8 protein-coding genes are annotated in these 15713 nt (G+C 54.8%); 2 read left to right on the top strand and 6 right to left on the bottom strand.

The window, feature by feature from the left end:
• Positions 1-119 precede the first annotated feature (119 nt).
• Entirely contained in the window at positions 120-1793 is a 1674-nt protein-coding gene (gene leuA / locus KUE00_RS17760; RefSeq protein ID WP_246761325.1) for a 2-isopropylmalate synthase, read from the top strand.
• Here the strand turns inward: leuA and KUE00_RS17755 are convergent.
• The 6 genes from KUE00_RS17755 to gltP all read right to left on the bottom strand — a co-directional run bounded on the left by KUE00_RS17755 (position 1766) and on the right by gltP (position 13106).
• A complete protein-coding gene (locus tag KUE00_RS17755; RefSeq protein WP_246761324.1) occupies positions 1766-2539 on the bottom strand; it encodes an AraC family transcriptional regulator in 774 nt (257 codons plus the stop codon). The genes leuA and KUE00_RS17755 overlap by 28 nt on opposite strands.
• 57 nt (positions 2540-2596) lie before the next feature.
• Positions 2597-2935 carry a helix-turn-helix domain-containing protein gene (locus KUE00_RS17750; RefSeq protein WP_246761323.1) on the bottom strand — a complete coding sequence of 113 codons (339 nt, stop codon included), beginning with the start codon at positions 2933-2935 and terminating at the stop codon, positions 2597-2599.
• Complete coding sequence (locus KUE00_RS17745) at positions 2916-3296, bottom strand: type II toxin-antitoxin system RelE/ParE family toxin (RefSeq protein ID WP_246761322.1); 381 nt, start codon at positions 3294-3296, stop codon at positions 2916-2918. The genes KUE00_RS17750 and KUE00_RS17745 overlap by 20 nt, the downstream gene beginning before the upstream one ends.
• A gap of 190 nt (positions 3297-3486) precedes the next feature.
• Entirely contained in the window at positions 3487-5031 is a 1545-nt protein-coding gene (locus tag KUE00_RS17740; protein WP_246761321.1) for a methyl-accepting chemotaxis protein, read from the bottom strand.
• Positions 5032-5319: 288 nt separating this feature from the next.
• Complete coding sequence (locus KUE00_RS17735) at positions 5320-11289, bottom strand: autotransporter outer membrane beta-barrel domain-containing protein (protein WP_246761320.1); 5970 nt, start codon at positions 11287-11289, stop codon at positions 5320-5322.
• Between the two features lie 512 nt (positions 11290-11801).
• Positions 11802-13106, bottom strand: coding sequence for a glutamate/aspartate:proton symporter GltP (gltP, locus tag KUE00_RS17730; RefSeq protein ID WP_246761319.1), 1305 nt, complete (start codon positions 13104-13106; stop codon positions 11802-11804).
• Positions 13107-13628: 522 nt separating this feature from the next.
• Here gltP and acs point away from each other — a divergent pair.
• Positions 13629-15581, top strand: a complete 1953-nt coding sequence (acs, locus tag KUE00_RS17725; RefSeq protein ID WP_246761318.1) for an acetate--CoA ligase — start codon at positions 13629-13631, stop codon at positions 15579-15581.
• Positions 15582-15713 lie beyond the last annotated feature (132 nt).

Raw genomic sequence — 15713 nt, 5'->3', positions numbered from 1 at the left:
TCGCAAGACCTGCTCTTTTTTTTTCAGGCGTCACTTTTACGCTACAGGCTGTCAGTTTTGCGCCAGCCAGCGGCAACCCGGCCTGACAAAATGGCAATTCCCCCTTCAGGAGAACTGCCATGTTATTGCAACCTAATGAAAAATATATTGCCTTTCCCCCTCAGCCATTAACGAACCGCCAGTGGCCGGATAACGTGCTGCACCGGGCACCGCGCTGGCTTTCAACCGATCTGCGCGATGGCAATCAGGCACTGGCCGAGCCGATGGATATTGGCCGTAAAAAAGCGTTCTGGCAGCTTTTGTTACAGTGCGGCTTTAAGGAAATTGAGGTGGCATTTCCTGCCGCTTCACAAACCGATTTTAATTTTGTCCGCGAACTAATCGAAAAGAATCTGATCCCTGACGATGTCACCATTCAGGTGCTGACGCAGGCCAGAACAGAGCTCATTGAAAGAACCTTCAGCGCATTGCAAGGTGCAAAGCGTGCCACGCTGCATTTATATAACGCCACCGCGCCGCTGTTTCGCAAGCTGGTATTTTGCCAGAGTCGCGAAGAGATTGTTGCGCTGGCGGTCAAGGCAGCGCGGCAAATCAGAACGCTTTGTGAAGCGCATCCCGAAACGGAATGGACGTTCGAATATTCTCCGGAAACCTTCTGTTTTACCGAAATGGAGTTTGCACTGGAAATTTGCGAAGCCGTTGCCGCTGTCTGGCAACCTGACGCCTCCAGGCCAATGATTATCAATTTGCCCGCGACCGTGGAAGTTAATACGCCAAACGTGTATGCCGACCAGATTGAGTATTTCTGCCGTCATTTTTCCGTGCGCGATAAGGTCTGTATTAGCGTGCATCCGCATAACGATCGCGGAACCGGCATCGCCTGTGCCGAACTGGCGATGCTGGCCGGAGCGGATCGTATTGAAGGCTGCCTGTTTGGCAACGGCGAACGTACCGGCAACGCCGACCTGGTGACGCTGGCGCTGAATCTTTATAGCCAGGGCATTGCGCCTGGCCTGGATTTCAGCCAGATAAAACAGGTGGTCGACGTGGTGGAACAGTGCAATCAACTGCCGGTACATCCGCGCCATCCCTATGCTGGTGAACTGGTCTTTACCGCCTTTTCCGGCTCGCATCAGGACGCGATTAAAAAAGGCTTCGCCGCACGCCAGCAAAATGCCACGGCGCTGTGGGAAATGCCCTATCTGACCATCGATCCGGCCGATATCGGCTGTAGCTACGAAGCGGTTATCCGCGTTAACAGCCAGTCAGGGAAAAGCGGCGCGGCGTGGATGATTGAGCAAAATCATGGTCTGCAACTGCCGCGAACGCTGCAACAACATTTTAGCCTGCACGTGCAGGAGCAGGCTGACAGCGAAGGTGGCGAAATGACCCAGGCGGCTATCTGGCAGCTGTTCCGCCAGCTGTACGGCCTGGCTTCACCCGCTTTACAGTTGAGCGACTACGCTACGCGCAGCGAAGGCGGCGAGCTACTGTTTCAGGGCGACATTGTGCATCATGGCAAACGGCAAAAGCTTGAGGGGAAAGGCAACGGTCTGTTATCCGCAGCGACTACGGCGCTAAGCCGACATTTTCACCTGTCGCTGTCGATTCAGGACTATCACGAGCACAGCCTGGGCCAGCGCAGCGACAGCCGTAGCGCCACCTGCCTGCGCTGCATATTGCCTGACGGCAGCAGCAGCTGGGGCGTTGGCATCGACAGCGACGTCGCGCGAGCTTCACTACAGGCTTTGCTCAACGCGGTTGCTTACTGGCTGCCTCTTTCCGGAAAATAGTCGCTGGGCGACACGCCTAAAATGCGGCGGAACATAGCGCTAAAGGCGCTGTGGCTTTCGTAGCCCATATCCAGCGCTACGCGCAGGACCGAATCTCCGGCTGCCAGCCGCGTCAGCGCCGCCATCAGCCGGGCGCGCCTGACCCAGTCACTGAACTGCAGCCCGGTTTCCTGATAAAAACGCCGCGCCAGCGTCCGACTACTGATATTCAGCTGCGCGGCGCTGTTTTCCAGCAGCCAGCGCCCGGCGGGTTCCGCCTGAATGCGCTGGCACAAAGCCAGCAAAGGGGCGCTATTGGGCTCGGGCAGGTTAAACGGCAGCACGTTCATCACCCGGATTTCGTCCAGAATCAGTTCATAAATCCGCTCGGTGCGCGTGGCGGGCCGATAGCTTTCCGGCAGCGCCAGCGAAGCCACAATCAGCTCACGCAGCAGCGGCGAGACCTGTACCACCTGACAACTGGCGGGAAGATCGGCACGGGCCAGCGGATCGATGAATAGCGTTCGCGCCGCCACTTTTCCTGTTATCTGCAACGCATGCCGGACACCGGCGGGCAGCCAGACGCCACGGCCCGGCGGCACTATCCAGCTACCCGCATCGGTGGTCACCTTAATAACACCGCTCAGGCTATGCAGCAGCTGAGCACAGTCGTGATGGTGCAGCGGTTCGCTTTCGCCATGCTGGTAGTCGTGCGCCAGCGGCACCAGCGGACGAGTAGTGAAACAGGGAACAAAAGTGGTCGACATACGCTTTTCCGATTAACAGAGGCCGGAAAAAGTTAGCATATTTTACGGGAACTTACGTTATTCAGCGGCGGCCAGTTTTAGCTGTCCCGTTTCAGAACCGGAAGGCTTAATGACTATCTCAATATCGCACCCCAGGCGATTAAGGCAATCCATCAGCTTACGTTCTGACAGATTGGTAAAATCTCCCCGAAGTAAATTAGACACTTTTGCCTGGCTTATTCCCATCCGTTTTCCAGCCGCTACCTGAGACAAATCAAGCAAACGCATGGTCTTAATAATTTCAATCGCCAGGCCGGATTTAATTTTAAGTTTGTCCGCATCTCGCAGGCCAAGATCGGCAAATACATTGCCAGAACTGTGCTCAACGGCAATACCGTTAATGGTTTTGTTTTTCATTTTTTATCTCCTGTGCGACTACAGCAGCTACTTTGAGACGGTTTCGGATAATTTCCATATCTTCCTTTGGCGTAGCGATGCCCTGCTTACTTTTCTTCTGAAAAGCATGTAGCACAAAGACAGCCTCAGCAAACTTAACGGTATAGACCGCACGATAAGTTCCTCCTGTATCATCTTCAACCACTTCCAATACGCCAGCGCCGCCAAACCCCTTCAAAACTTTAGCACCAGGATGTTTTTCACCGCGTTGGGCAAAATCCAGCGCAAAACCAAAAAAGTGCTGCACATTCTTTGGCAGTGATAGCAGATCCTTCTTACTACTGCCGATCCAAATCAGCGGTTTCTCTCCCTGAATAATCATTTCCTGTACCTTTCCTGGTATTCACACACGCCCCATACCTGAAAAGGTATAGCACAGAAGTAAGGGCAAAGGAACGATCTTTAACGACTATATGCTAATGACAGGACAGAAAATTTTTATCTGAAAGGGCGATCAAAAGCGCGGGCTATGGTGGAAGACACAGAGTGGCCAACCATAACCCGCCGTACTGTTAGCGAAACACGCTAATCGCTTCGACCAGACGCGTCGCCTGCCAGGTCATACGATCGGACGCCTGCGCGCCTTCTTCTACCTTTTCGGCATTCTGGTGTGTGATGTTATCCAGATCCTCTACCGCCAGGCTGACTTCGCTTAGCGCCGTCGCCTGTTCGGAAGTGGCCGCGCTAATCTGCGCAATCAGCGAGGTGACGTTCTGCACCTGAGAAACAATGTTCTCCATCGTTTTACCCGCGTCATTCACATGTTCGCTGCCCGACTCTACCTTCAGCGCGCTGTTTTCAACCAGCGTTTTGATTTCGCTGGCGGCTTTTGCGCTGCGCTGCGCCAGGCTACGTACTTCGCCCGCTACCACGGCAAAGCCTTTGCCCTGCTCTCCGGCACGTGCAGCTTCTACGGCGGCGTTTAACGCCAGAATATTGGTCTGGAAAGCGATCCCGTCGATCACGCTGGTAATGTTAGCGATCTTCTTCGAGCTGTCGGCGATCTCCGCCATCATGCTGACCATATCCTTCATGACGATGCCGCCTTTAGTCGCCGCATCGCGCGTGCTGGCAGACAGCGTGTTCACCTGCTGCGCCGTCTCGGTATTACTTTTTACCGTGGCGGTCATTTCGTTCATGGTGGCTGCGGTTTGCTGCACGTTAGCCGCAGCCTGCTCGGTGCGGCGGCTAAGCTCGTTGTTACCCTGCGCGATAGAATCGCTGGCGCTCAGCACGTTAATCGCCTGGCCGCTGACGTCATCCACCAGCCAGCGGAACATCAGGCCCAGCTGGCCGACGGCCCGCAGCGTGGTGCCAATTTCATCTACGCGATCCATTTGATCAACCTGATGGCAGGCCCCTGTCGCCACGCTCAGCGCCTGTTTGCACAACCGCTCCAGGGGACGGGAAATCTGCTGTTCCAGCCAGCCAGACGCCAGCAGCAGCAGTACGGCCAGCAGCGCGCTGAATATCGCCAGCGACGAATCAGGCAGCCCCAGCGCCCAGACGCCACCAACGGCCAAAGGCCACAGCGCCATCAGCGTGGAACGGATACGCCAGCGCAGCGGCATGGTTTTAAATATCGACGCCCAGCGCAGCACGCCGGTACGCACCAGCAGCCCTTTGTGAAAACGCCAGCCTGTACGTTTACCTTCATTGAATTCTTTATAAAGCTTTTCGGTTTGTTTAACTTCCTGCGCCGCAGGTTTAGTACGCACGGACATATAGCCCTGCACCTGACCCTGCCGCACGACGGGAATGGCGTTAGCGCGCACCCAGTAGTGATCGCCGTTTTTACGCCGGTTTTTTACCAGCGCGCTCCACGGTTCGCCCTGCCTGAGCGTTGTCCACATATCGGCAAAGGCTTCTGGCGGCATATCCGGATGGCGCACCAGGTTATGAGGCTGCCCATTAATCTCTTCCGGCGTAAAGCCGCTGACTTTAATAAAAGCATCGTTTGCGTAGGTGATATGGCTGCTGGTGTCGGTGGTCGACATGAGCGTGGCATGATCGTCAAACACAAATTCCTGCTGTGTTACGGGTTGGTTCGTGCGCATTGGGTAAATCCTTGAAGCGATGACCAGGATTGGGCTTTGAGTAAATGAATTATCTTTTTTATATTTTCGGCGCGGCAGGCATGAACTTTAGCTTTTTAAGCCAATTTTTGTCCAAACGGTAAAAAGTGAGAGGTGCGTCAACGCATTGACTATAAAGAAAAGTCTTGATTTTCCAGGCCAGGAAGACCTTAGAAAGGGTAAGCTATTATTATGCAGGAAAATTTTAGTTTCCCCGCCATGCCGACGGATAAAAAAGCGGGCCAGCAAATGCTGGCCCGCCGTGTTAACTCAGAACGTCCACCTTACGCCCGCGTTGTAGCCCCAGCCTTTAGCGCCGTTGCCGTTAATCTCTTTGCGGTAGTCAGCTTCTGCATAGAACGAAACATTGTTACGGAAGGTCGTGGTGCCGCCAACGCCCACTTCCCACATCTGGCCGAACTCCCCGCTGTTGAAGGTACTTTCAAGCCCATCAACGTTTTTCGCGCCAACGGTGGTTTTGGCTTTGCCGCCCCAGCCTTTGTAGTAGTTGGTGCGCAGGTAAGGCGTGTACTGACGTCCGCTGTCATCGCTCCAGCGGCGATCCAGCTTCGCGCCGACGCGGCCAATGGTCTGGTTGTAGTCGTCGTAGCTCACCGCCAGGTTATCTTTATCGCTGAAGTTATCCATCCCCAAATGCAGGTAAGTTAGCTGGGCCTGCGGCTCCAGACGAACGCCGCTACCCAGTTCAAACGGATAGCCGCTCTCCAATGAGGCGCTCCAGCCCTTGCCTTTGATCTTCGCCACTTTTTGCTGACGAGCGATATCCGTTTCGCCGCGATGCCAGCTATAAGAAAGCGTGCCGTCCAGGTAGAAGCCGCTCTCCTGAAGCCAGGTGGAATAGAGCGCCAGCGTGTCGCTGTCAAAGGTCGTGCTGCTGTAACCATCTGCCGCATCCGGACGGATCCGGCTATTGCCGCGCGTATAGGCTACGCCGCCGCGCAGGCTGCTGCTTTCGCCATCCAGACGCAGGACGTTGCCGCCAACCTGTAGCGCGCTGTAATCCATATCAAAGTTATAGCCAAAGTCCTTAAAGCTCTGGCTGGTGCTGTAGCGCATGTTAGAACCGGTATAGCGCAGGAACATCTCGCCGCCGATATCGCCCTGCTGCTGGCCCTGACGCAGTTCGCCAAGACGATTATGCAGATCGTTAAGCGTTGCCGCCGAGTAATAAGCCAGACCAACCGGGGCGGACACGTAGGAAGGAACCTGCGGCACAACGGCCGCGCGTGCAGAATCGCCGTGGCTGACAAAGCCGTTAGCCAGACGATAGTCCCAGAACTGATTGCCGCTGCCGTCGACCAGCCGCTGGCTGGCGTCGCTGCTGCCCGGCGCAAAACTGTAAAGGTCATAGCGCCACGGGCCGGCCGCCAGATAGCCACCTTTTAGCGCAAAGCTGCTGGCGCTGGCGCTGCCCGCTACCTGCGCCAGCGAGGTACCTTCGTTCGCTTCGGTCATGCCGTTCTGGTTAACGTCGCTTATTGCCCCGGTGCTGCCCACCGCTGGCGTAACGTCTATCAGCGTAACGCCGTTAGCGTCGCCCGTTACGCGTAAGGTGTCGCTGCTCTGGCTGCTTAACGCTCCGCCGCCGTTCAGCGCGCTGGCCAGCTTCAGCGTGCCGTACAGCGAGTTCAGCGTGCCGTCGATGGTGAGCGTATTGCCCGGCGATCCTGACCCGTTGGTCAGGTCCAGCGTACCGGCGTTGTTAACCACCAGCGAATCGTCCGTCCTGCCCGCCAGCACCGGGTTAACGTTGTTACCGGCATACAGCGTTGAGCTGGCGTCGATATTGATGGTGCTGTGCGCCAGCTTCAGGTTATTGGTCAGCGTCCAGTCGGTGTCATAGAAGTTGATGGTGCTCCAGCCCGCGCCCAGGTTGACGCCGCGGCTTGCATCATCGCTGGCCAGCGAGGCACCGCTGGCCGAGATGTTACTGAAGTTCAGCGTACTGCCTTCGCCACCATCCGTGGTGATGTGGCTGACGTTGGCCAGGCTGACGTTTTCCACATAGGCCTTATTGTCCACGCCGCTGCCCATGGTCACGCTGCCGTCAATGGTGCCGCCGGTTAACGCCACCACGTCGCTACCATCGCCGGTGGTGACGTTACCCACTACCGAGCCATCCAGCAGCAGGATCCTGTTGCCGGAGGTGCCGCCAGCAACCAGTACCGTATCCGGATACTGCGCGTTGAGCGTGCCTTCGTTGATAAATAGCGTGGTGCCGCCGCGCAGATCGATGACCGGCGCTTCGGTACTCCAGGAGAAGATATCTCCCCGGTTAATGACTTCGCTGGCGGTGCTGGTCACTATCGCCGAGCCGCCGGTTTCGGTGGTCACATAGATATTGCCGTTGGAAGTGACTGTACCGGTCGTATTCGCCCGGATCCCCGTACCGCCGCTGCCGACCAGAATGGTGCCGCCCGAGACCAGATCGTTGCTGGTGGTAGAGCCATCGGCATTAGCGAAGGTGTAGCCCGTCGCGCCGTCTGAAGGTTCAATTACCGGAGAACTTTGTGGATTGAGCGAGGTGGCGGAGCGGATACCGCTGCTGCCTGCGCCCCTGGCGTAGATATAGATGTTAGCCAGAGTAATATTGCTGATTTCACCCAGGTTATTAACCGCGCTGCCACCGCCTTCCGCCGTCAGGGTCGTGCCATCGACATAGAGTCCTGCGGCCCCTTTATCGACCCGAATAGCATCCGCGCCGTTTTGCCCGGTAATCTGGTTTTGGAAGACGCCATCGCCAGAGACTAAAACGTTGCCGTTATCGCCTACGCGAATGGCTGCGGTGCCGCCCGCGACAAGCGTTGCGCTCGTCGGGAAGTACTGCACGGTGCCGTCAGTCACGTCCATGCCGATACCGGAGGCCACGTTGACATTGCCAGCGTTGAAGATAGTGCCGCCGTTAGCCACGCGAAAAGCGGTATCGTCGCTGCCGGTCAGATTGACGGCGGAACCAAAGGCCAGCGATGCGCTTGCGCCATTGCTGAGGTCGTAAGCAACAGACTGGGTGCCTCCGCCCGAGATCGTAGAAATGTTATAGACCGACGTGTATTCACCATCGGCAGAAACCGCCGTGGAATTGACAGTATTGCTGCCGTCGCTGGCATATCCCACCGTAATGGGGTTGGTAATGGTTGCCGATGACCCGCTACGCAACTTAATAGCCGTTGCACCGTAACCGCCGACACGGAAGACATCCGTTTCGCCAATATAAGAGTTATCAGAAGCATCAAGACCGACGCTGTGAGGAGCGGACAAGGTAATATCCGCTGGCGTCATAGACTCAAACCAGGCACCGTTGGTCAGGCGGTATAACGTTGACGCACTCATATCAATAGTGGTCTGCCCGCCGTTGCTGGTGATGTTAGAAAAAGCGCCGTCTGCCCAGTACCCCGTCATCCCGTCATTTTTATAACTAAAATTAATGCTGCTGCTGTCGCCAACAAAGATCTTGCCGCCATTTATCGCTTTACCGCCTACGGCCCCCTTGTCCTCCAGATAAATGTGGCCGTTCTGATAAACCTGGGCCAGCGGCCCGTCGGCTACCACGCCGTAGGAAGGCTTATTAATAATGGAAAGATCTATCGCTCCCGTATTGGTGATAACGGTTGGCGTCGCGCCATCGCCTTCAGAATAGTCGCCTCTGGCGTAGAGCCCGGTGCTGCCGTCCCAGATAGAAATCTGGCCGCTGTTGTTTACCGTTGCCCCGCTCTCGGCGCGAATGCCTGTGGCCTGACCGTACAGATTAATTCTTCCCGTATTGGTCAGGCTTGCCTTGTTTATCGCCCTCAGCCCGGTTTCGCCAGTCAGGCCGACGCTGGTGAATTCATCGGTGATGTTGGCGCTGCTGGTTAGCGTTGATCCCTCACCATCCACTACCGCGCCTGTGGCATTACTCCCGCTTAGATGAAGAGTAGTTGCCTTAGGCTGCCCGCTCGACGTGCCGTTATTTAAAGAGGCATGAGCCCCATTGGTCATGCTAAGGCCGGTGGCGTTCTCACCGATATCAAACGTTGTACCGTTGGTATTGACCACCGTACCGCTACCGCTGGCGGCAATGCCGGTAGAGAATGCGGTCTGCGGTTCAATATAAAGATCACTGCCGCCCTCAAAATCAGCGCCGTTTTCAAAGCGAAAAATCGTCGCGTAGCTGGCTTTATCGTATGTTCTGTAGGTACCGTAATTCAGATCGTTAATTTTCGCGTTGGCCCCGCTAACCAGATAGCCAATCTGGTAGCCAGCGTTATGCAGCTCTATCTGCTTGTCGAGATCGACAGTTGCATTCCCTTCGGCGCGAACGCCTACCGCACCAGTGCCGTTAAGATTAATTGTCCCGCTAACATGCGCGTAAGCGTTTCCACCGTCTTCGCCTTGTACCCAAACCGCCGTATTCCAGTTGTCGCTTTCCGGGCTGGCATTGCCGTTGACGTTAATAGTGCCGTCCGACCAGGCGCTGGCGCTGTTGCCGCTGGAGGCCACCACTTTCAGGCCGGTGCCGTTGTCACCGTTCAGATTGATGGTTCCCGAATTACCGACCTGCCCACCGCTGCCGGAATCGGTTACCAGCATGGCGATATTTTCGTCCGCGCTGGTGCCCGTATAGCCGTTAATATCAATAACGCCTTTGTTTTGCACGCGCGCGTTCGGGCCGTTGATCACTTCCATCGCGGTGCTGCCCTGGGTCAGCGAACCGAGTACGATATGACCATTATTGATGGCGGTGCCGTCCCCAATAATATAAATCCCTTTGGAACCGTTCAGGTGGGTATCGCTTGTTTTACCCTTTACGCTGTTTTGCGGCGTGTGCCCAAGATAGAGCGTGCCGTCAGCGGCATTGGTGAAGCTGGCGCCTTCGCCGTTAACAAAAACGCCCTGCGTTGAACTGTAATCCGCCACGCCAACGTTAATGTTGCCGTGGTTGGTGACACGGCCCTCAAATATCCCCAGCGCGCTGCCGTTGCCTGCGGCATTGAGCACGCCCATATTATAAAAAATGCTGTCACGCCCCGTTAACCTGACCGCGTTGCTGAAACTGTTGTAGCCGATGGTTGAGGTATCCACGCCGGTGCCGTTGGCATTATTGAAAAAACCGCCGTTAATCACGCCGTTGTTATAGCCTGTACTGCCGCTCAGCAGATCGAGCGCGTCACCGTCTGTCGTGCTTTGGCTGGTGCTGGAGAGTTTGCCATTAACGATAGCCCTGGCGCCGTTTTCGGCCAGCATCGCGCTGCTGGCGTTCGCCACTTCCAGCTTGCCGTTAATCCGCGCGGTAGCGTTTTTGCCGTCGGCGCTAATCACCACCAGTTCCCCGATCGGCTGGGCGGCCTCGTCATCCAAATCCTGCGCAACAATGCCATAAACAAGCTGCCCGCTGGTAATGGTCACCGCTTTATCCAGTTCAGTGGTATAGCTGTCCGGATCGAGCCTGCTCAGGCTTAGCTGTTTGATGAGCCAGTTATTGTAACTTTTAAAGCCTTCGAAGCTGGTGATATTGAAATTGGTGGTGACGTTATCGGTAGTAGTAACGCTGAACTTCCCTTTGTAGTAGGCGACATTATCAACCGGCAAGGTTAGATAAGGCCCGCCGTAAGGCGGAAGCTGCGCGGTAAAGCTGATGCGGTTGCTGGCGTTCCAGTTCATCGTGCCGCTGCCGGTGGCAGTGAAAAGCCGGCTCTGTTTGGCCGCCATGCTCCAGGCGTTGGTCTCTGCCGTGCTTGCCGCGCCCGCCTTGCCGATATCAACGTTGATAGTGCCTTTGCTGACCTGCGCTACGCGGGTATTGATATATTGCCCGCCTTTGACGTCAACATAGTTTGGCACTTCAGTATCCAGCCCAATCGGCGGGGTTTCCACCATACCGGCAGAATTGTAAGCGTAGAACTCCTTATAGCCGCCGTTCTCCCAGTCCGGAATTTCAACGACGTAATCCGGCATGCCGGGATCAAGTCCTGGCCTGGTTGCCAGCGACAGGTCCGGATTGCTGACCATGCTTTGCAGCTCTCGCAGCGTAAAGCTCTGCGCGCTGCTCAGGCCAGGGGCAAACTGCTGGATACCGCTAAGCGTTTGCGTCGATCCGTTGCATACGCAAAAGACGCCGACTTTATTATCGTTAACGTAAGGCGAAAACGGTTTAAGCGTCGCCGCCAGGGTGTCAGAAACAGGGATAACCACTCCCTGCGCCGCAATAAGGCTTATGACAAGGGGATGTAATTTGAACAAGGATATTTCCTCCAGAGAAGAAGAAAAAAAACCGTAAAATATCTCGCCGTAATTAATGTCCTGATGTAAGAACATTACGCAGCGTGGCGAAAGATTAAGAAATGTTAATGCCAATAACATCACCGCGGACAGGAAAGATCCATACAAAGTTGCGGCTATTATCCGCAAACGCAGTAATTTAAGAATAATACCGTTAGCCTTTATATTTATGGCTGGCCCGTTAAATACTGGCTATTCTCTTTATTAACAGGATAATTACCTCCTGATTCAGTCGCGATAAAAGGCAGAGAAAAAAAGGGGAAAAATAGCGTGAGAGAAAAGGATTACCGACTACAAAAAATTTATAGCAATTTTAAAAATAATACGCCAGCCGGTTTATTAACAATTTAAAACAGGTAATTGTGTATGCATAAAAAAGAACAGCGCCATGTTAAATAATCCAGAAGCACGGCGGGTATTTGCTGAGCCAAAAAAAAATGGCCCGCAGGCCATTTCTTAAAGCGGGTCATTAATCAGGAAGCCGCGCCCAGGCGCTTAAACTTCGCTTCATAGGCCACCGCCTGCTCGGCATCAAACTGGTTTTCCCACTTGGCAATCACCAGCACCGCCAGCGCGTTACCTACCACGTTGAGCGCGGTACGAGCCATATCCATAATGCGGTCAACGCCAGCGATAAACGCCAGGCCTTCCAGCGGAATACCCACGCTACCCAGCGTCGCCAGCAGCACCACGAAAGAAACGCCCGGTACGCCGGCAATCCCTTTAGAGGTTACCATCAGCGTCAGTACCAGTACGATTTCCTGACCGATAGAGAGGTCGATACCGTACAGCTGCGCGATAAAGATCGCGGCGATACTCTGATAAAGCGTGGAACCATCCAGGTTAAACGAGTAGCCGGTCGGCACTACAAAGCTGGTAATCGACTTCGGCGCGCCGTAAGCCTCCATCTTTTCCATGATCTTCGGCAGCACCGTTTCAGAGCTGGAAGTGGAGTAAGAAAGAATCAGCTCATCTTTCAGAATGCGCATCAGCGTGGTGATGCGCAGCTTGCAGATACGCGCCACCGAACCCAGCACCACAAAGGCAAAGAACAGAATGGCGACGTAAACCAGGATCACCAGCTTGGCCAGCGGCCACAGCGAAGCAAAACCAAAGTTAGCAATGGTCACCGAGATCAAAGCAAACACGCCAATCGGCGCATAGCGCATGATCATGTTGGTGACTTTAAACATGGTTTCCGAAGTGGAACGGAACACGTTCAACAGCGGCTCACGCTGCTCTTTAGGCAGTGATGACAGCCCCAGACCAAACAGAACCGAGAAGAAGATAATCGGCAGCATGTCGCCTTTGGCTATCGCCGCAAAAATATTCTGCGGGATCAGCGAAAGGAGCGTGGTGACCAGGCTATGCGCGCCGCCCTGCACCTGCGCCGTGGTGGCTTCATACTTAGAGATGTCCACCGTTGCCAGCGTCGACATATCAATGCCGTAGCCAGGTTGAAACACATTCGCCAGGGTAATCCCTACCACAATGGCAATGGTGGTTATCACTTCAAAATAGAGGATGGTTTTGACGCCAATCCGCCCCAGTTTTTTCGCATCGCCCACGCCGGCGATCCCGACAATAAGCGTGGAAATCACGATAGGCACAACAATCATCTTGATCAGGTGAATAAAGATATCGCCAGCAGGACTAAGAATATTAGCGATTAACCATTCACGATCTGACGGTTGATTATGCAGTATCGCGCCAACGATGATCCCCAGTACCAACGCCGTCAATATTTGCCAGGCAAGGCTGAATTTTGCAGCTTTCATAATAGTTTTTTCCTTAACAAAACCCGCTCTCCGCGTCTTTAATGCGGAGTACTCACTCTCAAGGGAAGCAGGCCGATGTCGGCGAATTCGCGGATAATGGATAGTTGATACCTGATTTGCAGGCGCGTAATCAGTACCATTTTCACGGGTATAAATGCAACCCTAAGTGATATATGGCTAAACTATCATCACTGTGCAGGATAAAGCTCTGGAATTTCAGCGTATTATTAAGCCGTTGTTATAATTAGTAATATTTGGCTGATATCGCGCATAGCTATGCAGACGTCAGAAAAGTTATCGCCAGTCCTTCCCGGTTCGGTTGTACTTTTTTTAGCCATAAAATTTAGCTTAAGTGCAAGCCAGCCCGGCCAGAACGGCGGAAAATTTCATCATAACGCGCTAACTTTTTCACCGTTTCCGCCCTCCCTTGTGATCCGTGGCGCAAAAAGCGAACAAAGCCCGGCGGCTCGCTCCATCCAACCTTTGATTGACATATTATTAACAACTTCAAGGAGAGTAGCCATGAGCCAACAACACCGACATCCCGTTCCCGCAAATATTGCGGAAAATACGCTGATTACTGCCCAACAGTACCAGTCGATGTACCAGCAATCCGTGCAGGACCCTGATGCATTCTGGGGCGAACAGGGCAAAATCCTCGACTGGATTAAGCCCTATACCCGCGTAAAAAATACCTCGTTCGCACCGGGCAACGTTAACGTTCGCTGGTATGAGGACGGCACCCTGAACCTGGCGGCCAACTGTCTGGATCGCCATTTGCACAACCGTGGCGACCATCCGGCCATTATCTGGGAAGGCGATGACGCCAGCGAAAGCAAAACTCTGACCTTTCGGGAACTGCACCGCGAAGTCTGCCGCTTTGCCAATGCGCTAAAAGAGCTGGGCATCAACAAAGGCGACGTGGTGGCTATTTATATGCCGATGGTGCCGGAAGCCGCGGTCGCCATGCTGGCCTGCGCACGCATCGGCGCGGTGCACTCGGTAATTTTTGGCGGCTTTTCGCCAGAGGCCGTGGCGGGCCGCATTATCGACTCCGCCGCTAAGCTGGTGGTGACCGCCGACGAGGGCGTGCGCGCCGGACGTACTATTCCACTAAAGAAAAACGTCGACGAGGCGCTGGCTAATCCAGGCGTTACCACCATTACCAACGTAGTGGTGTTCCGCCGTACCAGCGCGGATATCAGCTGGAACAGCCGCGATCTCTGGTGGCACGAGCTGGTTAACAAAGCCAGCGCCCACCACCAGCCGGAAGAGATTGGTGCGGAAGATCCGCTGTTTATCCTCTATACCTCTGGTTCCACCGGCAAGCCGAAAGGCGTGCTGCATACCACCGGCGGCTACCTGGTTTATGCCGCGACAACCTTTAAATACGTTTTTGACTATCACAACGACGACGTTTACTGGTGCACCGCCGATGTCGGCTGGATTACCGGCCACAGCTATCTGCTGTACGGCCCGCTGGCGCTGGGCGCGACCACGCTGATGTTTGAAGGCGTGCCCAACTGGCCAAAACCAAGCCGTATGGCGGAAGTGGTTGATAAGCACAAGGTGACGCTGCTCTATACCGCGCCAACCGCCATTCGTGCGCTGATGGCCGAAGGCGACAAGGCAATTAGCGGCACCGACCGCTCGACGCTGCGTATTCTGGGTTCGGTCGGTGAGCCAATCAATCCGGAAGCGTGGGAGTGGTATCACCAGAAAATCGGCAACGGCCGCTGCCCGATTGTGGATACCTGGTGGCAGACGGAAACGGGCGGTTTTATGATTACGCCGCTGCCTGGCGCCACCGAGCTGAAAGCCGGTTCGGCCACGAAACCTTTTTTTGGCGTCCAGCCCGCGCTGGTCGATAACGAAGGTAACGCGCTGGAAGGCGCATGCGAAGGCAACCTGGTGATTGTCGATTCCTGGCCAGGCCAGGCGCGCACGCTGTTTGGCGATCACGACCGCTTTGAGCAGACCTACTTTTCTACCTTCCGCAATATGTATTTCAGCGGTGACGGCGCGCGGCGCGATGAGGATGGCTATTACTGGATCACCGGCCGCGTAGATGATGTGCTGAACGTTTCAGGGCACCGTCTGGGAACGGCGGAAATCGAATCCGCGCTGGTTTCACATCCCAAAATTGCCGAAGCGGCGGTGGTTGGCATTCCACACAATATTAAAGGCCAGGCTATTTATGCCTATATCACGCTGAACAGCGGCGAAGAACCGTCGCCGGAGCTTTATAGCGAGGTACGCGCTTGGGTACGTAAAGAGATTGGCCCGATTGCCACACCGGATATTTTGCACTGGACGGATTCGTTGCCAAAAACCCGCTCCGGCAAAATCATGCGCCGTATTCTGCGCAAAATTGCCGCCGGAGATACCAGCAATTTAGGCGATACCTCTACCCTCGCCGATCCGGGCGTGGTGGAAAAACTTCTGGAGGAGAAGCAGGGAATTGCTATGCCCTGACGGCAGCAGGAAATAACAGCAGCAAACGGGCAGCGGATTAAAAAAATAACGCTGCCCTTTATTTATCCCTTTCAACTCGTTTTCCGATGATGAGGCATTACTGGCGCGCGCGGCTGATAAATGGCGAGCAAG

Source organism: Erwinia phyllosphaerae (assembly GCF_019132875.1).
Classification (GTDB): domain Bacteria; phylum Pseudomonadota; class Gammaproteobacteria; order Enterobacterales; family Enterobacteriaceae; genus Erwinia; species Erwinia phyllosphaerae.
The sequence above is the reverse complement of the archived record's forward strand: the minus strand, read 5'-3'. Positions and strand labels throughout refer to the sequence as shown.